The 22,022-nt window shown below is 53.3% G+C and carries 18 protein-coding genes and 2 pseudogenes; 5 read left to right on the plus strand and 15 right to left on the minus strand.

What is annotated here, in order from left to right; all coding sequences use genetic code 11:
* The first annotated feature begins 2 nt into the window (after positions 1-2).
* On the plus strand, positions 3-896 hold the full coding sequence (locus AABA21_RS38485) for a carbohydrate ABC transporter permease (RefSeq protein WP_338258360.1): 894 nt from the start codon (positions 3-5) through the stop codon (positions 894-896).
* 109 nt (positions 897-1,005) lie between these two features.
* Here AABA21_RS38485 and AABA21_RS38490 read toward each other — a convergent pair whose 3' ends face one another.
* The 6 genes and pseudogenes from AABA21_RS38490 to AABA21_RS38515 form a co-directional block, all read right to left on the minus strand.
* A complete protein-coding gene (locus tag AABA21_RS38490) occupies positions 1,006-1,947 on the minus strand; it encodes an acetamidase/formamidase family protein (RefSeq protein ID WP_338258361.1) in 942 nt (313 codons plus the stop codon).
* 141 nt (positions 1,948-2,088) lie between these two features.
* Positions 2,089-3,270 carry a phosphotransferase gene (locus AABA21_RS38495; RefSeq protein ID WP_338258362.1) on the minus strand — a complete coding sequence of 394 codons (1,182 nt, stop codon included), beginning with the start codon at positions 3,268-3,270 and terminating at the stop codon, positions 2,089-2,091.
* A 175-nt stretch (positions 3,271-3,445) separates the two neighbouring features.
* Positions 3,446-4,229 (minus strand): annotated as a pseudogene (locus AABA21_RS38500) (SDR family oxidoreductase).
* Positions 4,230-4,292: 63 nt separating this feature from the next.
* Complete coding sequence (locus AABA21_RS38505) at positions 4,293-4,748, minus strand: response regulator transcription factor (protein WP_338258364.1); 456 nt, start codon at positions 4,746-4,748, stop codon at positions 4,293-4,295.
* A 388-nt stretch (positions 4,749-5,136) separates the two neighbouring features.
* Complete coding sequence (locus AABA21_RS38510; protein ID WP_338258366.1) at positions 5,137-6,060, minus strand: 2-deoxy-5-keto-D-gluconate 6-phosphate aldolase domain-containing protein; 924 nt, start codon at positions 6,058-6,060, stop codon at positions 5,137-5,139.
* 275 nt (positions 6,061-6,335) lie between these two features.
* A pseudogene (locus tag AABA21_RS38515) lies at positions 6,336-8,129 on the minus strand (PAS domain-containing sensor histidine kinase); the annotation flags it as partial.
* Positions 8,130-8,521: 392 nt separating this feature from the next.
* Between AABA21_RS38515 and AABA21_RS38520 the strand changes: the two are divergent.
* Positions 8,522-9,244 (plus strand): SDR family NAD(P)-dependent oxidoreductase, encoded by a 723-nt coding sequence (locus AABA21_RS38520; protein WP_420917252.1) that lies wholly within the window; start codon positions 8,522-8,524, stop codon positions 9,242-9,244.
* A gap of 34 nt (positions 9,245-9,278) precedes the next feature.
* A complete protein-coding gene (locus AABA21_RS38525; protein ID WP_338258371.1) occupies positions 9,279-10,010 on the plus strand; it encodes an SDR family oxidoreductase in 732 nt (243 codons plus the stop codon).
* A gap of 136 nt (positions 10,011-10,146) precedes the next feature.
* Here the strand turns inward: AABA21_RS38525 and AABA21_RS38530 are convergent, their stop codons facing one another.
* From AABA21_RS38530 to AABA21_RS38550, 5 genes are all read right to left on the minus strand, one after another.
* Positions 10,147-10,725 carry an NADPH-dependent FMN reductase gene (locus AABA21_RS38530; RefSeq protein ID WP_420917253.1) on the minus strand — a complete coding sequence of 193 codons (579 nt, stop codon included), beginning with the start codon at positions 10,723-10,725 and terminating at the stop codon, positions 10,147-10,149.
* Between the two features lie 112 nt (positions 10,726-10,837).
* Entirely contained in the window at positions 10,838-12,499 is a 1,662-nt protein-coding gene (locus tag AABA21_RS38535) for an FAD-dependent monooxygenase (RefSeq protein ID WP_338258373.1), read from the minus strand.
* A 331-nt stretch (positions 12,500-12,830) separates the two neighbouring features.
* Complete coding sequence (locus AABA21_RS38540) at positions 12,831-15,254, minus strand: glycoside hydrolase family 65 protein (RefSeq protein ID WP_338258375.1); 2,424 nt, start codon at positions 15,252-15,254, stop codon at positions 12,831-12,833.
* Positions 15,251-15,484, minus strand: a complete 234-nt coding sequence (locus AABA21_RS38545) for a DDE-type integrase/transposase/recombinase (RefSeq protein ID WP_420917187.1) — start codon at positions 15,482-15,484, stop codon at positions 15,251-15,253. The genes AABA21_RS38540 and AABA21_RS38545 overlap by 4 nt, the downstream gene beginning before the upstream one ends.
* 347 nt (positions 15,485-15,831) lie before the next feature.
* Complete coding sequence (locus tag AABA21_RS38550) at positions 15,832-16,071, minus strand: hypothetical protein (RefSeq protein WP_338258377.1); 240 nt, start codon at positions 16,069-16,071, stop codon at positions 15,832-15,834.
* Positions 16,072-16,445: 374 nt separating this feature from the next.
* On the opposite strand from AABA21_RS38550, the gene AABA21_RS38555 reads away from it, so the two are divergent.
* Positions 16,446-17,429: an aldo/keto reductase gene (locus AABA21_RS38555; RefSeq protein ID WP_338258379.1), complete on the plus strand. Its 984-nt coding sequence runs from the start codon at positions 16,446-16,448 to the stop codon at positions 17,427-17,429.
* 142 nt (positions 17,430-17,571) lie between these two features.
* Here AABA21_RS38555 and AABA21_RS38560 read toward each other — a convergent pair whose 3' ends face one another.
* Positions 17,572-17,697 carry a hypothetical protein gene (locus AABA21_RS38560; RefSeq protein ID WP_338258380.1) on the minus strand — a complete coding sequence of 42 codons (126 nt, stop codon included), beginning with the start codon at positions 17,695-17,697 and terminating at the stop codon, positions 17,572-17,574.
* Positions 17,698-17,854: 157 nt separating this feature from the next.
* Between AABA21_RS38560 and AABA21_RS38565 the strand changes: the two genes are divergently transcribed.
* Positions 17,855-19,072, plus strand: a complete 1,218-nt coding sequence (locus tag AABA21_RS38565) for an epoxide hydrolase family protein (RefSeq protein WP_420917254.1) — start codon at positions 17,855-17,857, stop codon at positions 19,070-19,072.
* Positions 19,073-19,197: 125 nt separating this feature from the next.
* Here AABA21_RS38565 and AABA21_RS38570 read toward each other — a convergent pair whose 3' ends face one another.
* The 3 genes from AABA21_RS38570 to AABA21_RS38580 all read right to left on the minus strand — a co-directional run bounded on the left by AABA21_RS38570 (position 19,198) and on the right by AABA21_RS38580 (position 21,952).
* The gene (locus AABA21_RS38570; RefSeq protein WP_338258383.1) at positions 19,198-19,782 is read right to left on the minus strand and encodes a type 1 glutamine amidotransferase domain-containing protein; all 585 of its coding nucleotides are present in this window, start codon (positions 19,780-19,782) and stop codon (positions 19,198-19,200) included.
* Positions 19,783-19,848: 66 nt separating this feature from the next.
* Positions 19,849-20,469 carry a LysE family transporter gene (locus tag AABA21_RS38575; protein WP_338258385.1) on the minus strand — a complete coding sequence of 207 codons (621 nt, stop codon included), beginning with the start codon at positions 20,467-20,469 and terminating at the stop codon, positions 19,849-19,851.
* Between the two features lie 394 nt (positions 20,470-20,863).
* On the minus strand, positions 20,864-21,952 hold the full coding sequence (locus AABA21_RS38580) for a molybdopterin-dependent oxidoreductase (protein ID WP_338258387.1): 1,089 nt from the start codon (positions 21,950-21,952) through the stop codon (positions 20,864-20,866).
* Positions 21,953-22,022: the final 70 nt, after the last annotated feature.

The raw sequence follows: 22,022 nt of genomic DNA on the forward strand, positions 1-22,022 counted from the left end.
TTATGAAAGTAAGCGCAACCACCGATTCGCCCGTAGTAGAGACGTTGAAACCGGCGCACCAGAGCAGGCGGACTACTATAAAGTCTGGACGAATCCTGATCTATGTCTTGCTTGTGTTGGGAGCGATCGTTTTCATCTTGCCATTTATGTGGATGGTCACGACATCACTCAAGCCATCGCAGCAGGTCTTTACCTTTCCGCCACAGTTTTTCCCCAGCACCTTTCAATGGCAGAATTACGTGGATGGCTGGACAACCTTACCCTTCACCCACTTCTTGATCAATACAATCATCGTCACGGTCGCGAACGTATTCGGCAACTTAATCTCGTGCGCGCTCCCGGCGTACGGCTTCGCGCGCCTGCGCGCGCGCGGCAGCAATGTGATGTTTGTCCTCATGCTGGCAACCATGATGATCCCGGCCGAGGTAACGCTGGTGCCCACGTTTATCCTCTTCAGTAAAGTGGGCCTGGTCAACACGCTCTGGCCGCTGATCCTGCCGGCCTGGTTTGGCTATCCCTTCTCGATCTTCTTGTTGAGACAATTCTTTATGAGCATTCCCAATGAGCTGGACGATGCCGCACGCATCGAGGGAGCCTCGAATCTGCGCATCCTCATCAGCATCATCCTGCCGCTCTCCAAGCCAGCGCTGGCGACTGTCGCCATCTTCGCCTTTGTCGGCAACTGGAACAACCTGCTATCGGCATTGATCTACCTGCGCTCCACCAATCAGTTTACCCTGGCGATTGGCCTCAACCTGTTCTACGGCCAGTCCGTCACAGCGTATAATCAGTTGATGGCGGTCTCTATTCTGACCATTCTACCGATCATCGTCACCTTCTTCTTCTCGCAGAAGTACTTTATCCGGGGTGTCGTACTGAGCATGGGAGAACGCTAATGTAGCAAGTGCCCAAAGGCATAGCCTGGTGGCGCAGGCCACACCTCCTGAAGAGGTGTGGCCTGTGAGCGCGGTTGAGTACAGCCGGCTGCCCAGATCGGAGAAAAATCTATGAAGATAGAGCCGCGAGGCGCTCATCGGGCAAGAGGGCATGGACGCCAAGGATGCCATTGGCGATCTGGGTGACGCGCAGATCAACGACGAGGCTGGCAAGCGCGAGAGCCTGGGTGCGCGGCAGATGATAGCGTTCGACCATGAGGTCGACCATGGCATCTAACGCGATCAGCGAGGCCTCGTGGAGGTTCTCGTGAAATCCCAGCGTGATCCAGGCGTTGTCGATCCTGGCTTGAGGTGTCTTCAGAGAGAGATCATCACGCAAGTGGAAGGTGAGATCGACGCGTTCCATGGGGCATTCGATAGCGACCCCGCTTACCTCACCGTCGCCCTGGACGCCATGGCCATCCCCAACCGAAAAGAGCGCGTCGGGCACGGAAATAGGGAGATAGAGAGTCGTGCCGGCGACCAGTTCTTTGCAATCGATATTGCCGCCGCAATAGCGTGGTGGAGATGTAGGATGGATGCCCGGCTCATCGGGCGGCATCCCCATCACGCCCATGAAAGGTCGTAAGGCGATGGTGTGGCCATATTGATCACGCGCGGTCATTGCGTCGGCGTTCAGCGACCAGCGCAGCCGCAACTTCTCTTCGAGCAGACCAAGTTTCTTATTGACGGCGCTCTCCCAGCCACCGGCAACGGTCCAGCCCCACGGTCCTGGCTGTATCTTGTTGATATGGATTTCAAGCACCATCCCGGGCTGCGCGCCACGAATAGCGACGGGTCCGCAGAGGGCGTGACCACGGTCACGTGTTTCATCGCGCGGTTGAAATTTGTGGTCTGGCTCGCCATCTTCACCTAACGAAAGATTCCAGCCCGCATCCAGGGTACGAAATTGCACGGTGTCTCCTGAATTGATGGTGAGCACCGGGGGATATTCCCGTGAGAAGGTGCCGTGAAGCGTTTTTGAGTCGGGTTCGACGGTATAGGTTGTCATGTTTGTTCTGTCTCCTTTCCCTCAATTATACTTGAATTTGCATTTTAAAGTGGTGAAGGGGGCGAGGTGTTGGGTTTTGGGGGACGTGGGCGCCCGGTGGCGTGGGGGCGCTGCGCGGCAAAGTCGGGGCAAGCCCGACACCTACGGGCGGAAGGCTGGATAATAGGGCATCTGATCCGCTTCGGAAGGCAAGAGCTGACGTAGCCGGCTAGCGATCTGCTCAAACGTCTTGCCAATAGCTTGTAAATACTCGCTGGCTTCAATGGCTTCTCTTGCCATATCGAAGCGCAGCAGGAAACGCTGCCGAGCCGTGGCAAGGCCAGGTGACCACTGCCAATCTTGTTCTAGATGACGATGTAGAAAGCGGCAATCATCGATGGTCCAGTAGGCGCAGGCTGAGGCAACGGCCTGCGCAAATAACCTGTCGTCAAGTGCGGCAGGACAACCCTTTGCCAGTTCTGCGCGATAGCTTGTCTCCATACGATGAATGACGTGCGCAGGTAGCCGACCGACGCACCAGCAGGTAGGGAATGGCATGCGCGCATAGACGCCTTCAATGAGTGCGTGACGGTACGCTCCGAATTCGAAGTCCAACAACTTGCCAGATGTGCCAAGAAGGATGTTATCGGGGCAAGGATCACCATGTGTATACGCTAAGAATGGACCTGGATTTTCCATGATGGAAGTAAGTTGTTGCAATTCATTCTCGATGCCGGCGACTGGCGTGATATCAAGTGTATGAATGGTCTTCCACATTGTGGACGAAATCCAGCTATAGTCGGGGGTCTCGGCAGGCCCAAGCTCCTGACGAATATGGGAGAAGGTCTCTTGTTTACCAATTGTGGCGGCATGCATCTTTCCCACGGTAGCCGCATACTGTACGGCGGCCTCTTCCGCTACCTCAGGGTTATTTGCGAGCAGAAGATGATGTAGTCCGTTTCCCGTTCCCAGATCCTCCATGACGAGCAATTTATGCGCTTTGCTGCCAGCATAGAAGCGGGGCGCTATAGTTGGGTGAGGAGCGATCTCACTTAGAAAGTGTAAGCCAGCCCACTCGTTAAAGAAGAGCTGAAGAGAATTGTCTGGAGCTGTGTTGGAGGCTGTGGATATGTCTTCCATCACTGGCATGGCTTTGACAATAACGTATTGAGGGGCATCAACCGGCTTTTCAATGAGCGAGAAGCGATAAACCTGGGTGCGACCACTGGCCTTAAGATCGGTGGCATTGGGAGCGAGTTGCACCTTGTGACCCCAGACCTCCGTCAATAGTTCTTCAACGCAGATTTTGAGTATCGAAAGCGACCTTCCCTGGTCTGTTGGCATACGTTAAGCTCCTGTAAAAGATGCATGTTTTTTACATGTAGCAATGACTACTTGCGCTTTTGCATACAGAGGTACATCTTACACGGAAGAGAGATAGTTGACAAGCGTAATGAGTGCAGGGCAACAAAAATCACCTCATTGCAGGCAATGAGGTGATGATACATATATATGGAGGTTAGCCGGTGATGAGGGACGAGGCGCCATCAATCCAGACCTCGGTGCCGGTGATGTGGGAGGCGGCATCCGACGACAGGAATTGAACCGCCTGCGCGATCTGCTCGGCGGTGGCGGACTTTCCTTCACCCAGGGGGGATGCGGCCCTTCGGGTATTCGACCGGGAACTTAATTTTATCCACGTTTTGCTGCTGGGTGTTATCGCTGATCTCGGTATCGGTCGCGCCGGGGCAGATCACGTTGACCCGCACATTTTGGGGAGCCAGTTCTACAGCCAGCATCTTTGTGATCGCGACCTGACCGGCTTTACTGGCCGAGTAGGCCGTCGCGCCGGTATTGCTGAACACGCGGGTACCATTCACCGAGGCGATCACCGTAATCGCGCCTCCCTGCTTTTTCAGGTGGGGAGTGGCGTATTTAATGGTCAGGAAGGTACCGGTCAGATTGGTGGTAATCGTGTGGGACCAATCCTGTAGAGAGAGCTCCTCGATGGGTGCCCAGACGCCATTGATGCCGGCGTTAGCCAGCACGATATCCAGGCGGCCCCACTTATCGATGACCTGCTGGATGCCCTGCTGAATCTGATTCTCCTGGGAGACATCGGCCACGATAGCCAGGGCCTCATTGCCGGCGCGCGTAATCTCGTCCACTGTTGCCTGCACCTCATCAGCCGTATGGCTGACGGCCGCGACCTTGATGCCCTGTTGCGCTAACAGAGTTGCCGTAGCCTTACCGATACCCGAACCAGCCCCTGTAACAAATGCCACTTTTTCTGTAGACGCCATAAATGTTATTCCTTTATTTTTTTATTCTATTTCCGCATAATAATATATTTCCCCGATATGAATCTATGCACAGGCAATAGGCCCTGAGTGCATTAATCCATCAGGGGACACTATAGTAGACACGGGCAAAGCACAGGAATCGCGTCTCATCCATAAGCACTTTAGCGCATGAATTTTTTTGATTAGATCTAATAAATCGTCGATATCGAACGGTTTGGCCAGGAAAGCATCGGCGCCAGCATCGATGGCGGTTTGCTCCGCATCGGTATGGGCGGAAAGGAGGATAATAGGGACATGCTGCGTCGCAGGCTGATCTTTTAAATAGCGACAGATAACTCGACCATCCATACCTGAAAGCAAGATATCGAGCAAGACTAGATCAGGGAATGGCTCCTGCATATTTTTCACAGGTTGTCCCTGGGCATAGGTGTCGACGACGAAACCGGCGTCTTCCAACATGATCTGCAGCACATCTACGATGGCGGCATCATCATCTGCGACCATGATTTTCTTTTTCAACGAGGAAGCCTCTCTTTTTTCCTGCCGGGGCCAGAAAGAGACAGTAGAGCCAGCGGAAGGGTAACGTTATTTCCTTATCGCTTCATTGTAGCAATCGCCAGCCTTACCAGTCAATAGTCAAAGAGGGGTCATCAATAGAGATGTAGATGAGAGAATGCAGAGAAGTGGGTTGGGTGACGGCTCACAAAGACTTTTTTGAGGATACAAATCTCATGTTCCTCTTTGGTTAACATCTTATGAGCCGCCTAAACATATTGTACTTAAGAGGTTGAGGGATGTCAACCTGAAGCATATTAAAGGAATTATCGATATAAGCTTTGTGTTTCCTTCCCACCCGCCGTAACCGTCGTAACTTGTGATTTTGCACTGCAGCGGTGCTGACTTTGTACTATTTACCAACACCTTCCTTGCGTGCAGCCTCAAAGCTCCGGTTCCACTCCTCAAAGTTCTGCGCGATCTGTGCCGCGGCGGCCTCCCTGGAGAGGCGTTTTGCCTCAAAGTCCCTCACGGCGTTCCAGAAACTCGTTCGACCAACGGCAAAACCGATAAAACCGGGCACGCTGGCCGCCGTCTGGAGCCAGTGAACAACGCGTTCCTGGCTTGCTCCACGCCCCAGCACAATGAGGCCAACGTTTTGACAGCCATTGCGGTGTGCCACTTCGACGATCTTCTCGCAATCAGTGCGTTGATCCAACCCCTCAATTTTCCAGACATCTGGTTCCACTCCGGCCTGGCGCAATTCCTCGATGGACTGGACCATGAGACGAGGCCGAAGTTGGGTGTCATAGGTATCTTTATCGTGATCAACGAGTTCAAGTTGGTGGAACTCAGCCGGGACAAGGAGTTCAAAGAGGAACAAAGAGGGTGATTGGTGTAGATAGTCGGAGAGACGTTTCAGACGCTGAATTTGCCGCTGATTCAGCGCGTGGTCTCCCTCCGGATTATAGCGCACCAGCGCTTTGGCGAAGGTTGGCCGCATGGCCTCAATATGGTGCACGAAGTCGTCGCCATAGACAAAATCAAACTCGTCCTGCCCACTTTTTTCTACGGGAACTGCCGTGATGGTGCCCTGCTGCACCGCGTCGCGGAGGATGCCAACGCCATAGTGTTCATCCACGAGGATACCTGCCTCCCCTTTAGGGATATGAGCCTTTTGAAATCCCTCGTAGATGACTCGTTTACTCTCCGCGACTGTTAGCGCTTGCTCGACATTGAGTGGTTCCTTCCAGCCAAACAACCCGCTGACGTAGGAGGAACGATGATCAAATGGTAAAATAGCGAGCTTGTTGGTATATCCTGTCATTCGCATCATGTGCTTCCTTCTTCTCACCTGTGTCTTCTAGAGAGAGGCAAAGATGTGCGCGACTGCTGGCTCTTTGAATGCCAGAATGTTTCTTGTACCAACGCCTTTTCAAAGTTATGTATGCTCATTTACAAGGAAGAGAGCAACCTAAATCATAGCACGCTCGCTTGTAAATGCAAGCTCAAGTGGTTCCCTGATTTTGAGGAGATTGCCATCATTGACACTTTCCTGACTTCAGCCGGGGAAGTGTCAATGAGCAGGGTAAAGTCCCAATTGTTCCAGGCTCAAATAGCCCTCTTCGTGGGAAGCGTGACCGTAAAGGTCGAGCCTGTTCCGACCTTGCTGTCCACTGTGATCGTCCCTCCATGACCCTTGACGATTTCTGCCACAATATAGAGCCCCATGCCCAGGCCAGGGATCGCACCCTGCTTGAGATCAGCAGCCCGGTAGAAGCGCTCAAAAATCTTGTCACGCTGCTCACGCGAGATGCCCAGGCCATGATCACGCACACGGACCGTGATCACCTCGTCAGAGGCGGAGAGTTCCACCTCGACGGTCTGTGCGCCGGGTGAATACTTGATGGCATTACTGAGCAGGTTGGTGAAGACCTGTCTGATCCGGTCTCGATCCCCGATCATGCTGGTCTGCACACTTCCACGAACCAGAATGGCATGGCTGGGGCTCGTGTGCTGCATGGTGTCGGTGACCTCTCGCAACACCTCGTCGAGATTCACCGACTCCCAGATGTACTCCAGTTTTCCCGCCTGGATCTTGGAGACATCCAGTAACTCTCCGATCAGGCGCTCGAGTTGTTTAATCGGCATCTCCACCCTCGAAAGCTCTGTGGCCGCCTCGTGCAGGGAGCGCTTTTCGAGGCGTCTGCGTACCATTTGGGACTGCAGCTTGACCGCAGTGAGCGGGGTCTTGAGTTCATGGCTCGCCATGCTGATAAAGTCATCCTTGCGTTGTTCCAGTTCTTTGCGCGCGGAATTATCCAGCACAAAGGTGATCATCAGGTGCGGGTGATGCTGGAGGGTGACCCCGCCCACGAGCACCGGAAGGCGACGGCCATCCTGACACACGTACTCTTTCTCATAGGGTGTGGTCGACTGCCGGATGGCCAGTTCCTGATGAGCCTGTTGGGTTCGAGCCAGATACTCCGGAGGAGTCATCTGCAACCAGTTCAGGCGCCCTGCACGCAGATCGTCGTGGGTATAGCCAGTCATGCGCAGAAACGTGTCGTTCGCATCCAGAATCTGTTCCTCTTCGCTGACAAAAATACCGATAATGTTGGAATACATCAAAGCATTCACGCGCTCCTGGCTCTGGCGCAAGGCTTGCTCGATCCGCTTCTGGTCGGTGATGTCGGTACAGGTGCCAAACCACTTGACGATCTGGCCGGCTTCATTGCGCACGGGCATGCCCCGACTCAAGAACCAGCGATACTCCCCGGTCTGGCTCTTTCTGATCCGCTCTTCGTACTCAAACAGCGTTCCCACGTCCAAGGCATGCTGCCAGCATGCCCGGTTGCTTTCCCGATCATCGGGATGCGTGACCTGAAGATGAACCCATGGGGTGCTTTGGGCTTGTTCAAGCGTGAGCCCGGTGTAGTCACACCAGCGCTGGTTTACATACTCGGACAGACCGTCGGGGCCTATCACCCACACCAGATGAGGCAGCGTTTCGGCGAGCACGCGCAAGCTCTCCTGGCTTTCTTTAAACTGGTGTTCAGCCCGCTTCTGGTCATCGATATCAGTGGTGGTACCAACCCATTGGACGATCTGGCCGGTTGAATCGCGCGCAGGCTCGGCGCGGGTTAAGAACCAGCGATAGCTTCCAGTGTTGCCCTTTCTGAGACGACATTCGATTTCATATATGGCTCCCGTGTCCAGGGCATGCTGCCAGAGAGCTTGCCTGCCTTCCTGATCATCGGGATGGATAAACGGGAGAGAAGCCCATCGGTCGCTTTGGATGTGCCCTAATGTGAACCCGGTGTAGTCACACCAGCGCTGGTTCACATATGCGAGCTGGCCGTCGGGTCGTGCGGTCCAAACCAACTGGGGAATGGTCTCAATCAACGTGTCACCTGACGTAAGAGTGACATCCCTGGTCTGTTTTGTCTTTGACATCGTACGGTAAAACCCCTTTTTCACATGCCCCCATCCCTGGTAGCGAAGATACGTACTTGCTCTGACCTCAAGAATTTTGATTTAGATAAGATTTCATATAGTAATAGAACAAGCGAACTGGCACTTCGTATTCCCAGCCATCTGCTAAGGTGCCGCTGTTCCTCTGCAATCCTCGCCTGACAGAGCAATTTCTCAGCTCAAATTTTTTTGCAACACTACTGCGTTGTCAGCTATACATGATCGGGGAGAGTGAAGACTGCTGTCACTAACTACTTGCTTCCTGGCGTGATTAGGAGTAGTGAAAGTTGGCGGAGCACATCAGCCCGAAGCAGAGGGGAATGATGAAAACACCAAAAACAGCCATCGTGACTGGTGCCTCTCAGGGTATTGGTGCTTGCCTGGTCAAGACCTTTTTAGCACGAGGGTATCATGTCGTGGCCACCGCGCGCAGCATGGAGAAATCTGGCTTGCAAGCGTCAAAGCAACTGGCACTGGTTGACGGAGATATTGGCGAGGCCGGCACGGCTAAAAACATCGCGGCGGTGGCCATTGAGCAATTCGGTGGTATCGACACGCTGGTGAATAATGCGGGGATTTTCTTTACCAGGCCATTTACCGATTACACCACTGAAGACATCAGGAAGCTCATTTCGACCAATCTTTACGGCTTCATCTATCTCAGCCAGCTTGCCGTCAAGCAGATGCAGAAGCAGAAAAAGGGTGGCTGTGTGGTGAGCATTACGGCCTCACTGGTGGATCACCCAATAGCCGAGGTGACGGCTTCTGTACCGATGATCACCAAAGGCGGCATAGATTCCATCTCGAAAAACCTGGCAATGGAATATGCCAAAGAAGGTATTCGCTTTAATACCGTGGCTCCTGGCGTCGTCAATACACCGCTGCATCAAGACGATCCGAAGGAGTTTCTGAGCACGCTTTCCCCAATGGGCAGCCCTTCGGATGAGCAAGAAATCGCTGATGCGGTCGTGTTCCTGGCGGAAGCGCCACACATTACCGGGGAGGTGCTCCACGTTGATGGCGGCGCGCACTTAGGCAAATGGTAGACAACAAATGAGGATAAGAGGAGAAAGGATAGAAATGGAACGATTTGAAGAGACACTCCACGAGAAGCAGGTCATCGTTCTCGGAGGCAGCTCGGGTATTGGTCTTGAAACGGCACGTCTCGCTCATGCACAGGGTGCCAGGCTCGTACTCGTCGCTCGTGATGAGCACAAGCTTGAGACGGCCTCCCATGTACTGGGCGGTTTGATTCAGACAGCTGTCTTTGATGTTGCCGACGAAGGGGCAGTCAAAACGTTCTTCGAACATCTTGGGAGTATCGACCACGTTGTCCTCGCGGCGGGTGGCCCATTCTATGCACCGTTTGCACAGATGAACTTCTCAGAGGCTCGTCACTACCTTAATAGCCATATTTGGTCGGCACTGTATGTGGCGCGGTACGCTGCACCGCATATAGTCCCTGCTGGCTCCTTGATCTTTTTCAGTGGAACGCAGATGCGGCGACCAGCTCTCGGCCTCAGTGTGGGCTCGGCCGTTGGCCATGCTAAAGAGACATTGACGGAGAACCTTGCCCTGGAACTGGCCCCCATTCGAGTGAACACCATTGCTTGCGGGTTTGTTGATACTCCCTTATCGGCTGCTCTGCTTGGCGAGGGTCTGCAGGCACGTCGGGAAGAACTAGAACGAACACTGCCTATTCATCGCGTGGTGCAGCCTGAGGACGTGGCTAAACTGGCTGTTCACTTGATGTTGAACACTGCCATCACCGGGTCAACTTATGCGATTGATGGAGGTCAAAGTCTACTATAACATAGTTGCTCATGAGGGATATATATTTAGGTATTCCTCATTGAGGTGCGGAACATGACTGCCTATATTCTTGTCGAAGACAGCGTGACCGATCCAGGGGGCTTTGTAAAGGGCTGTGTTGCAAAAACGGCATAAACTACACCTTCATATCTTGTTGTAATTTCCTCCATTGTCCTGCCCAGGTTGAAAGTGCCTTCAACAGCTCTTGTATTTTTTCTTTCGTATGCTGATCAGTGAGGTTTCCTGCGCTATCAAATTTATCAGCCGCATGAGGAATGATGACTTCAGGACGATTTAAAGGATACATATTTAAATAGACGAACGTCTGCCGTAAGTGATACTGTGCTCGCGCACCACCGAGCATACCAATGGAAGCGCTCATAAGAGCAACTGGTTTTCCTTCCCATGCGTTATCACCGTAAGGACGTGACGCCCAATCAATGGCATTTTTAAGAACTCCTGGAACAGAGTAATTATATTCAGGAGTTGCAAAAAGGATAGCATCAGAAGCTCTTATTTTTTCTTTGAATTGCCGAATCACTTCAGGTGGGTTGTTCTCATCGTCCTGATTGAACAATGGGAAAGAACTGATATCAAATGTTTCAAGCGTGACATTGCTCGGCGTAAGATAAATAGCGGATCGCAATGCAGCTTTATTAAATGATCTTTTTCTCAAACTCCCAGCAATCCCAAGTATAGTTAATTCATTATTCATCTTCCACATGCCTTTCTCTTTTCTACCTCTCCTGTTCTATTCAAATGCCGTTGGTCCGTCGGACGCCGACCGATATGATGGTGTACACATGTTAAAAGTATCCATTGCGATGCTATGGTTGGGTTCCACCAGATGGGACAAAGAGCGCCTGAATATAGCTACGCAAGGCCTCAGTCGCGCCAAATGGACCCCAGAAGCCAATATAGCCATCGGGACGGACCAGGACCACTCCTCCCTGCTCGGCCTCATAGCGCTGGTGCAATTCACCGGTCGCGTCCTGCAAGATCTGGCCCCCCTCTTGTTTCAATCCAGGGGTTGCCATCCTGGTTACCAGATAGGCCTCGATCATCTCGTGATACCCACCAGAGAGCAGGGCCGCGATTTCACCCCATTGTCGCTCGACCGCGGCAGCTTCCTGCTGGGAGGCGAGCAGGAGCAGGATCGAGCGTTCGCTGTTGAAAAGCTCGAAGAGGGACCGGGGTTCTGCCCCCTCACACATGCGCACCAGCGCGTTGGGGGCGCGATCCCCAGCGCGCAGCGCTCCTTTCTTGTCGCGGTTATCGGCGGTGATGGGGCTCTCTCGATAGGTGATGTTGATCTCAGCCATGGACTCAGCCAGGCGACGCGCCGCAGGAGGAAGCGACGTGAGGATGGGGGCGAGCGCATCACGGAGCGCTACTCCCAGCGAATTGTGCATGAGGGCCAGGCGGGTGGAGAGGGATGTTCCGCGTAATAGGGCTGCTCCCACGTGCTCGCGTTCTGTCCCATAACTCTCCAGCAGGCGCTCCGATGCCTGTCCTTGCACCATGAGCGCGAGCTTCCAGCTCAGATTCAAGGCATCCTGGATGCCAGTGTTCATTCCCTGGCCGCCAACCGGCGAATGAATATGAGCCGCGTCCCCGGCGAGAAAGATCCGCGAGGCGCGATATCGTTCAGTCCGGCGCTGATTGACATGAAAGCGGGCGAGATCCACCGGCTCCGAGGCACGCGCTCCCGCGGGACCACTGGCATCAATCACCTGCTGAATTTCTTCCAGCGTGACGTCCCCTGTGGGTGCCTTGCCCAGGGCATAGGCAATCACCACGCGGTGGCGTCCATCAGCGATGGGGAAGTAGGCAATGAACGTGCCCTGATGGACAAAGGCAAAAATCTCCTCGGAGGACAGGTCCCAGGTCATGCGCACATTGCCCACGGCCAAACTCCGCTCAAAGCTTGCCCCGACGAACTGGAGTCCGAGCACATGGCGGACTGTACTGTGTGCCCCGTCACAGCCTACCACAAAGCCCACCCGGACGCGTTCAACCGTTCCATCAGGGTGGCGCAGCATGGTCTCCACCCCCTCTTCGTCCTGCGTGAGCCCAACGAGTTCCTCCTGCCATGCAATGGCCCCACCCAGGCACTGCAAGTGTTCCGTCAGCAGTTGTTCCGTCTCATTCTGTGGCAACAGCAAAATATAGGGATAGGGGGTCCTCCCCAGGAGGTACGTCCTCAAGTCGATCTGGATAAGGCGCTTGCCACCACTATAAATGTTCATGTGAGCGGCCGTGAGTCCGCGCTCGATGGCGGTGTGCGCCACGCCCATCTTCGCGAAGAGTTCCAGCGTTCTCACATGGATCGTCATGGCTTTGGTCTTCTGCTCGGCATGTTCCGCTTTATCGATGATGTGGCAGCGAATGCCACGGCGCAGCAGGTCGTTGGCCAGCGCCAGACCAACAGGTCCAGCACCAACGATCAACACGTCAGGGGTGGCAGCAGTCAGGGACCCATCACTCATCTTCTTAGACCTTTTCGTATGGGAATACCTTAAGCCATCTCAATGTACGGTTGAGAACTCTCTCTCAAAATGCTCCTATCGCCCTATTCTTTGAGGCCTTAATCTTTCTGCTTGCTGCTGTAGAATGGCGAGGAAAGCAGGGATTTACCGTCACTCTGTTTACAGACGCCTTTTCAAAGTTATATGCATGCCCATCTACAAGGAAGAGCGCAACCTAAATCATAGCACGCTCGCTTGTAAATGCAAGCTCAAGTGGTCCCCAGATTTTGGGGAGATTGTCAACTTATGCACTGAAGCGAAGTGCTATTGTTGAATAAAAAAGAGGAAAAAGCTAGAGCGTAAGATGCGACCAGGGACGAAGATGCACGCTATGGTGTGGCTGCTCTGTTTTTTTGCAGGAATGGGATTGGGCAGCATGTTCAACAGGTACGCGTCCAGGAGGTTGAGTCGGTCGCGGCCCTACCTTTATCCGCGGAATGGGCCGGATGACCGCTTCATGCGCGGAGAGAGCTAGTTTATCGCCATGATGCCATATCGCTAGCGGGGAGCCTTCAATAAGAGAATACCGTACGTCTGTCGCACTTACTTCAACGCATATGCAACGGTTGCGGAACAGAATTCGGAAGGCGAGTCGGGCGACACCCTCTGGCAGCCTGGGGGCAAACGCTAGTGAACCTCCGTATAGGCGCATACCGCCAAAGCCAGCGACCAGTGCGGACCAGGTTCCCACCAGCGAAGCGATATGGAGTCCATCGCGAGTGTTATGCTCCAGATCGTGAAGATCCATAAACGCAACCTCGGCAAGGTAGTCATACGCGAGTTGGAGTTGACCTACCTCAGCCGCGATGACTGCCTGCGTTGATGCCGAGAGCGAGGAATCGCGTACAGTGAGAGGCTCGTAGTAGGCGAAGTTGAGCGCCTTCTGCTCTGCAGTAAAGGCATCGCCACGAAGGTGCATAGCAAGGACAAGGTCGGCCTGTTTGACCACCTGCTTGCGATAGAGGTCAAAATAGGGGAAGTACAGGAGCAAAGGGTAGTGGTCCGATTTGGTGTCAGCAAAGTTCCACACTTCATGCGAGGTAAATGCATCATCTTGAGGGGTTACATTGAGGCTCTTGTCATACGGTATGAACATTTTATCAGCAGCCTCGCTCCAACTGGCAATCTCGCCAGCGTGCACACCGAGTGCACGTGCCACGTGAGGATGGCGCTTTGCTGCCTCTGCCGCAGAGCGCAGGTTATGCTGGGCCATAAGATTGGTATAGACGTTGTTGTCGACAAGGGCGCTATACTCGTCGGGTCCGGTGACGCCATCGATGCGGAATTCCCCATTGACATTGAGGAAGCCGAGCGAACGCCACAACCTTGCAGTCTCGACGAGTAATTCAAGGCCAATCTCCTTCTCGAACGCTCTATCTTCGGTGCTCTCGATGTAATGGGTTACCGCGTACGCGATATCAGCGTTGATATGAAACGCGGCAGTGCCCGCCGGCCAGTAACTTGAACTCGCCTCGCCATGAATCGTTCGCCAGGGAAAAGCTGCTCCACGCAGTCCAAGTTGGCGAGCACGTTCCCTGGCCAGATGGAGGGTCGAGTGACGCCAGCGCAGGACGTCGGCGGCGGCGCGAGGAAGGGTCAGCATCAGGGCGGGCAGGACGCAGATCTCTGTGTCCCAAAACGTGTGCCCATCATAACCGGGTCCGGTCAACCCTTTTGCCGGTATAGGTCGTTGCTCTCCCCGACAGCCCGCCTGAAGCACATGGAAAAGCGCGAAGCGCAATGCTTGTTGAACCTCTGCATCACCTTCGATCTCGATATTTGAACTCTTCCAGAAATCATTCAGGAAGTCACGCTGCTCAGCAAGCAGGCCCTCCCAGCCAGTGGACCGGGCAGCGGAAAGCGCGGCGATGATCTGGTCAGAGATCGCTGATCGTGAGCGCTGGCTCGACCAACCATAGGCAAGAAATTTGATGATGCGCAGTCGCTCACCGGGTCTCAACTGCGCGCTGACCGAGACACGCGCTATGTCAGGGGTACTCTCCGCTTCAATCGTCATCCCCTTAGGCCCCTCAATCTGATGATCCATTGCCGCACCCATGCGCAGGCTACTGGCCCGTGTGTGATGAACCAGGAGTCCACGTGTGTTCTGAACCTCATGTTCCTCGCCCTCAAGTGAGGCCAGGGAAACAGTGCCTGCTCGCGGATCCTTGTCAGCATCTGGCAGCGCTTCGTTCGCCACTAACTCTGATTGCAAAACGATGCGCACCGAAGAGTCAATCGGCTCAACCTCATAGCTAATCGCAGCGATGGCCCGCTGGGTAAATGATACCATTCGTGTAGACGAAACCTTGATTGAGCGACCTATAGGCGAGGTCCAATTGACCGTACGGCGTAGGACTCCAGCGCGAAGGTCGAGTTCCCTTTCATGGTTTTGAAGCAGGCCATACCGGACGTCAAAAGGTGCATCATCGACAAGGAGGCGGATAATTTTGCCATTGGTTACATTGACGATCGTCTGCCCAGATTCAGGATAGCCGTAGCCTCCTTCAGCATAAGGTAGGGGACGTAGCTCATAGAAGGAATTTAGATAGGTGCCAGGAAGGCCATATGGTTCTCCTTCATCAAGGTTGCCACGGAGCCCAATGTGTCCGTTGGAGAGGGCGAAAATAGACTCTGTCTGTGCCAGAATATCAAGGTTGAGTTCTGTCTCGTGAATTTTCCACTCTTCGACTGTGAAAGATGGATGTTTAATCATGGTTGCTCCAAAAGTTCTAGATAGCTCTCGCTCGTATATGTACTTCCACGATCAGAGTGATGGAGTAATCCGGACTGTAAACGTCTATGGGCCAGTGCCATACGCAGGGCTCGTACGGCCGGGGTAGCATCTTGAAAGGGAGCCATGAACCATCCTACCACCATGCGTGAGAACAAATCAAACACCACCGCAAGAAAGAGCCACCCTTCTGTGATCCAAATGGACATCATGCCTGCCTACCCATTGGCTGTTTGGGCTCATTGTATTGGAGAGAACAGTTTTTATGAGTGGGATGGCTGTCCTACAAGCTAGCTGCAAAAGACCACCACAATCTCGTCTGTTTTCAGGGGCTGAAGCACGTGAAAGCAGTTGTATTGTGCCTTATTATCTGAAGTGGCCAGACATAGACCTCCCTTTTGAAGAGATTTTGAGTGGATCGATGTCTTCCCAGGAGAGCGGTATAGGTAAGAAACGTGAGGAAAGGCCGGAGCGGTCTCTCCTCACAGATGAACTATGGTTTGTCGGAGAAGCTCCATGGATTTTGTTGGGTATTGATTGCCTGTATCACTTCCTGCATCTACGATGGTTGGCTACTCTTGGAAAGGCGCTGGGCCACTAAACCTCGTAATTTCTCGATATCTTTTTCTGATTGCTGCTTTATGTTGCGGAAGCACTGAACTACCTCTTGATCATTGGCTTGTTCCGCATCTTTGATGTACGTGCCATAGGTTTGTGAGCCTTCCATGAGATGATACAGAGCACTCACAAGATCAAATTGCTCGTTTGCTATTGGGGTCTGCTGTGGTTCTTGGGTCATAGCAATGATCCTCCTTTTGAAGGCTATTTCTGTGTTCATCGTTTGGCTGTAAGGATTTGTTTTCCGGCTTTACTTTCATTACCACGTTCCCAAAAAGGAAAAAGTTCTATCTCTCAATGATGTTCATATAACAGATTGCTTTAGATTCATTCATGGTTGAGTACTTTTATGAGAATAGTGCTGTAAAGGACGTTGCCATGTCCCCCGGTATCGATTGGCGTCTGGTTGTGCTGCAAAATACCACCGCACCGGCGGCAGCGCAAAGTCACAAGTTACGATAACCGCGCAAGAATCTGTTGTTTTCGCGCAAGAACAGAGGAGATTGTCAAGACCACCAGCGGTACACTGAGAGCAAGAGAAAGGAAAGAAGAAACATGCAAACACGTGTCCTTAGCAGAACGCAACTGATGGTCTCGGAACTGGGATTTGGCTGTATGGGTTTGACAGGCTTTTATGGAACGCCCCTCAACGAAGAAGAGGCGATACGTGTGATCCATAGGGCCATCGATCTGGGAGTAACCTTTTTCGATACAGCTGAGGCGTATGGACCCTTTACGAATGAGAAACTGATCGGCCGTGCTTTGAAGGGACGGCGCGACTCGGTGGTGATTGCCACCAAATTTGGCTGGGAGTGGTTCCCGAATGGCGAGCGTCGTCCCAATAGCCGTCCCGATCACATTGTGAAGGTCGTTGACGAGTCATTGCAGCGTTTGCAGACGGATTACATCGATCTGTACTATCAACATCGGCTTGACCCGCAGGTACCCATCGAAGAGACCATCGGTGCACTCGCAGAACTGGTCAAGCAGGGCAAGATCCGCCATATTGGTCTCTCGGAAGTAGGGCCAAAGACTATTCGCCGTGCTCACGCGGTCCATCCTCTCACGGCCCTGCAAACCGAGTACTCGTTATGGGAGCGTGGGCCAGAGACCGAAATCCTGCCCACGTTACGCGAGTTGGGGATTGGTTTTGTGGCCTACGGTCCGCTGGGACGCGGTTTCCTGACGGGCGAAGTCAAAACCACCCAGGACCTGCCTGGAAATGATTTTCGCCTGCGTGATCCTCGTTTCCAGGGAGAGAATTTTGCCAGGAATACAGAACTGATTGAACGGGTCAAGCAACTGGCCAGTCAGAAGAACGTCACTCCCGGACAGATTGCTCTAGCCTGGCTTCTGCACAAAGGAAACGACATCGTGCCTATTCCCGGAACCAAGCATCTGCGTTATCTGGAAGACAATATCTCCGCCTCGCGCATCGTGTTGAGCGCGGAAGAAGTCACACAATTGGAAACCAGCGTTGGGCAGGCTATCGGAGAGCGCAAGAGTGAGGCTGACATGCGCTTAATCTCCCGCGATTAGCCAGGTTTACCAGTTGTCTCTTTTCTCAGATAAAAGGCGTATTTTTAATGAATGGCCGATCCATGCTGCCAATCTCTTTTCAAATAAGACAGATGGTGTCTGCCGATCTACTGATTATATTCCCGCTGCTCACAACATAATACTACTGAGCACCCAATACCTGCGCCACGCCAAGAACCGTCAGCAAAGAGAGAACAATCGACGATGTGAAGTCTTCATGAATTCCATCGTCAACGTTGCTTGTACTCATCGAAGGAGAATCGTTCATGTCGTTTTCTTTTCGACCGCTTCAAAAAGAGGTTGAGTTCTCTTCGAGCACTTTCTCCATGAGTCGGAGAACCCTCTTCCACCATCTTGGTGGAGTGGCAGCCGCAACAACGCTGGCAGCTCTTTTCCAGGCCTCTACTTCTGTAAGGGAGGCAAAGATGTCAGGAGGACTGCCCTCTCCCGGACTACCTCCTCCCGTTATGGATTCCGGAACCGCCATTCGCCCCTTCCATATCAACGTTCCCGAAGAGGCCCTTGCTGACCTGCGCCGACGCATAGTCGCTACACGCTGGCCTGACCGCGAGACGGTTACAGATCGATCGCAGGGTGCCCGGCTCGCGAAGATCCAGGAGCTCGTCCGCTATTGGGGTACGAACTACAACTGGCGCAAGGTGGAGGCACGGCTCAATGCCCTGCCCCAATTTATGACGACGATCGACGGAATCGGCATTCACTTCCTACATATTCGCTCTCCGCATCCCGGCGCCTTGCCACTGATTATGACTCATGGCTGGCCGGGTTCTATTCTTGAACTCCTTGATGTCATTGGCCCATTGACCGATCCTCCCGCTTATGGAGGACGCGCTGAGGATGCCTTCGATCTGGTCATTCCGTCGATGCCGGGGTATGGCTTTTCGGGCAAACCACAAGGAACGGGTTGGAATCCCGACCATATAGCGCGCGCCTGGAACGAACTGATGCAACGTCTGGGATACACGCACTATGTGTCTCAGGGAGGTGATTGGGGCTCGGTTGTCTCAGACAAGCTGGCGCATCAGGCTCCTTCGGGATTGTTGGGTATTCATGTGAATATGCCCGCCACCGTCCCCCCGGAGATCGCGCGAGTTCTCAAGTGCGGAGATCCAGCGCCGTCCGGGCTGTCTGAGAAGGAGAAGATTGCATTCGAGCAGCTAAATGCCCTCTACACAAAGGGATCCGGCTATGCGGACATCATGGTGACACGTCCGCAGACCCTGGGCTATAGCCTGGCGGACTCGCCAGCCGGGCTGGCGGCCTGGTTCTATGACAAATTCGCTGACTGGACCTACAGTGGCGGTGACCCTGAACGATCTCTCACTAAAGATCAGATGCTCGACGATATTACGCTCTACTGGCTCACCAATACTGGGACCTCTGCAGCGCGGCTCTACTGGGAAAACAACGCGAACAATTTCAACGCGGTAAACATATCCATTCCTAGCGCTGTGACGGTTTTTCCCGGTGAGATCTATCGCGCCCCGCGGAGCTGGACTGAGCGTGCCTATCACAACCTCATCTACTTCAACGAGGTCAACAAGGGCGGCCACTTCGCAGCCTGGGAAGTGCCAGAGCTCTTTGCGGCCGAGATCCGTGCGGCGTTCAGATCTCTGCGCTAATTATGTGCGGTGGGAATACTGGCAGAACATCTGCCAGTATTCCCAGATCGCTTGCAGTGCCAGCTTTAGCGAAAATGATGATCACGATAGAAACCAGAGTTGTGTGATATAGGGATATCCCGGCTTCATACCATCGCTTTGGATTGAGCTGAGCGAAGTACCTGCAATAATGCTTTGGCAGCAGGACCCGAAGGCGCTGGACTCTGACCGGTTACCAGTTTGCCATCGGTTTGCACATAAGGCACAAAAGGTTCGGCTTTGCTATAGATGCCGCCTCTCTCCTTGAGCTTATCTTCGAGCAGAAATGGGACGACTATGATCAGGCCCATCGCTGCCTCTTCCTCATTGGTAAAACCTGTCACATGCTTGCCTTTGATGAGGAGCTGGCCATGAGCATCATGGACATTGATGAATGCGACTGGTGCGTGGCAGACGGCTGCAACCGGCTTATTGGCTTTCGCCAGGGCCTCAATGATCGCGATGGAGTGAGGGTTGTCTGGCATATCCCACATTGGACCATGGCCGCCGGGATAGAAAACAGCATCGAAATCATTCGCCGATATATCGGAGAGCTTCCTGGTATGGGCAAGTTCTGCCGCTGCCGCAGCATCGGTGTGGAAGCGCCTCGTCAAATCTGTCTGGAATTCGGGCTGGTCGCTTTTCGGATCGAGTGGTGGCTGCCCGCCTTGAGAGAACAGCCAGGCATTCACTGCTTTCCTCGCTCTGCACGTTTCACGCTTGCCATTAATGGAATGTGACTCTACGTTGTGAGAGGGCTACTTTTCTATGGCGAGACGGATCCCCAGTGCCACAAAAATGCCGCCTGTGAGGTAGTCGAGCCAGCGTTTTGCTTTCCGATAGGCTTTGCTAATTGCGCCAAGCGAGAAGACGCAAGCAACTATACAGAACCAGCTTACGGCAATGGTGAGCATGAGTATGGCACTTGCTACTTGAACCCAGATTGGGGAATGGGAAGGCAAAAGAACGACGAATAAACTGCTAAAGAATGCCACCGCCTTCGGGTTACCGATATTGGTCAGAAATCCCACGCGCCAGACGGCAAAGCTGTGTGTTTGAGCAGATTGGGACGATGCCTGTGAGATCGGGCGATGAGCGGAAAGAATCGTTTTGATGCCAAGATAGACGAGATAGCACGCCCCGACCACTCTGATTATTTCGACCAGCCAACTCATCCGAGCTAACAGGACTTCTAACCCCACAAGGCTTCCGACGATCCAGATAGAGAGAGCGCTGGTAATGCCAAGTGCGACAAGCATCCCATCGCGTCGGGAGCGGGTTGTGGCATATTGGACAGTCGCGGCAAAGTCTGGACCAGGGCTCATGATTGCAAGGGTCCAGACGCCTGCAAGTGCGATAAGACTTGGTAAATAGGACATGTGATTTTTCTCTTCTTCCTGTGATTTTTCTATCCCATCACACAGAACGCAACTTGGTATAAGGCATCAGAAAGTGTCTCAAGAAGCTGGAGGAGCGTCACATGAGACGCCAAATGCAGATGTTTGCTCCATGCTGTATTGGGCATCTCGTCATCACTCTTTCGTTTATGGACCTCCCATCCTTGAGAAGAAAATGTGTTACTGCTCGAAACTCAAAAATACTCGCGTGCGATGGCTTTACTTCTAAAAACAAGCGGGCGGTGCTAATGTATTCCAGGGGGTCTGCTTATTGCTTTAGCTATGGGAAGATGTCAACGCTATTGGCTCTTCTTTCTGATGCGCTGGCTACAGAAAGAAGAGCGGTCCAGGGTGGATAGTTCCATGCAAACCACCATTAGAAGAGATGGATATGCACTCGATGCCAGGCCTTGTTCATATAGCCTTTGAAATTCCAAAGGGGTCGTATGTCCTCTGGCTGTGTCTGCTTCGAGGCGTCCCACGCTCGTACAATTAGCTGGCAGTCGCCAGGGAGAAGGCTGACTATCACCTCCCAAAAGCACCAGGCATACGGATCAGCCCGCTCGACGATGGTGGCTGGCGTCCAGGTTTTTCCGGCATCGATCGAGAGTTCAACCCGCTCCACGGGAGTTCCTTCGGCGCTTATGGCATAACCCTGGATACGAGTTGGTCCTGCCGCTCGCGTCTCGCCTTCCTGTGGCGTTGTGATTACCGCATTGAGGGTCAGATCTTCGATGGGTTTTTCGTGGCTCCAATCGACAGTTTGTGCTGTTATTTCTGGTGGGAAGAGCTTATAATCGCGCGCCTGGTACGGGTTGGTCGAGGGATGTTCCTGAAGTGTGATTTCGCCCAGCCACTTGACGCTTCTGGCCCCGATATAGCCTGGCACGATGACACGCAGGGGAAAGCCATGTTCTGGAGCCAGGGGTTCATCGTTCATCGCATACGCCAGCAGTACATCTGGGGAAAATGCCTTCTCTAGCGCGATGGAGCTTCCAAAATGGACTGTTTCCCCCTCAAATTGCGTCTCATCGAGACTGCTAAACGCGACGTAGTGAGCCTCGGCCTGCACTCCGACAGCCTGCAGAACCTCTCGTAAGGGAACGCCTCGCCATTGAGTTGTACTGATGACGGCCGCTTCCCAGGGAACTTCTCCGGGAATAGGCTTGATTGCCATGAGTTCCTTCCTGCGATTTCCCGCACACTCAAGGGTTGCTGTTACACTGTGGGTTGGGGCAAGCGACCGAAGTTCGTCTAACGAAAGTGCTCGTTTTTGCTGGATCAGACCCGTGATCTGTAGGCGGTAGCTTGTCGGGTCCACCTTCGGAATAGATCCATGACTGCGGACATAGAAATGCTGCTGTGGGGTGAGAAACGATTGACGCAAAAGATGTCCTGGTGGTTCGGCGTTGAACGGGTCTTCTTGATGGACGAGCAACCGCGATTTTCTCATGTTCACTGTCATGATGATTTCCTTCGCTATGGTCAGCATATCCAATGCCTCAGATAGGATGCCAGGGTACCTGTAGACCTCT

The sequence above is a fragment of the Dictyobacter halimunensis genome (assembly GCF_036245075.1).

Bases quoted from the DNA above. Each gene is read 5' to 3' on its own strand.
- AABA21_RS38510 (WP_338258366.1), bottom strand. From the start codon at position 6,060: ATGATGCGAATGACAGGATATACCAACAAGCTCGCTATTTTACCATTT.
- AABA21_RS38580 (WP_338258387.1), bottom strand. From the start codon at position 21,952: ATGACAGTGAACATGAGAAAATCGCGGTTGCTCGTCCATCAAGAAGAC.
- AABA21_RS38560 (WP_338258380.1), bottom strand. From the start codon at position 17,697: ATGAACGATTCTCCTTCGATGAGTACAAGCAACGTTGACGATGGAATT.
- AABA21_RS38530 (WP_420917253.1), bottom strand. From the start codon at position 10,725: ATGAATAATGAATTAACTATACTTGGGATTGCTGGGAGTTTGAGAAAA.
- AABA21_RS38520 (WP_420917252.1), top strand. From the start codon at position 8,522: ATGAAAACACCAAAAACAGCCATCGTGACTGGTGCCTCTCAGGGTATT.
- AABA21_RS38485 (WP_338258360.1), top strand. From the start codon at position 3: ATGAAAGTAAGCGCAACCACCGATTCGCCCGTAGTAGAGACGTTGAAA.
- AABA21_RS38550 (WP_338258377.1), bottom strand. From the start codon at position 16,071: ATGACCCAAGAACCACAGCAGACCCCAATAGCAAACGAGCAATTTGAT.
- AABA21_RS38555 (WP_338258379.1), top strand. From the start codon at position 16,446: ATGCAAACACGTGTCCTTAGCAGAACGCAACTGATGGTCTCGGAACTG.
- AABA21_RS38575 (WP_338258385.1), bottom strand. From the start codon at position 20,469: ATGTCCTATTTACCAAGTCTTATCGCACTTGCAGGCGTCTGGACCCTT.
- AABA21_RS38540 (WP_338258375.1), bottom strand. From the start codon at position 15,254: ATGATTAAACATCCATCTTTCACAGTCGAAGAGTGGAAAATTCACGAG.
- AABA21_RS38525 (WP_338258371.1), top strand. From the start codon at position 9,279: ATGGAACGATTTGAAGAGACACTCCACGAGAAGCAGGTCATCGTTCTC.
- AABA21_RS38535 (WP_338258373.1), bottom strand. From the start codon at position 12,499: ATGAGTGATGGGTCCCTGACTGCTGCCACCCCTGACGTGTTGATCGTT.
- AABA21_RS38495 (WP_338258362.1), bottom strand. From the start codon at position 3,270: ATGCCAACAGACCAGGGAAGGTCGCTTTCGATACTCAAAATCTGCGTT.
- AABA21_RS38565 (WP_420917254.1), top strand. From the start codon at position 17,855: ATGTCAGGAGGACTGCCCTCTCCCGGACTACCTCCTCCCGTTATGGAT.
- AABA21_RS38490 (WP_338258361.1), bottom strand. From the start codon at position 1,947: ATGACAACCTATACCGTCGAACCCGACTCAAAAACGCTTCACGGCACC.
- AABA21_RS38545 (WP_420917187.1), bottom strand. From the start codon at position 15,484: ATGATGTCCATTTGGATCACAGAAGGGTGGCTCTTTCTTGCGGTGGTG.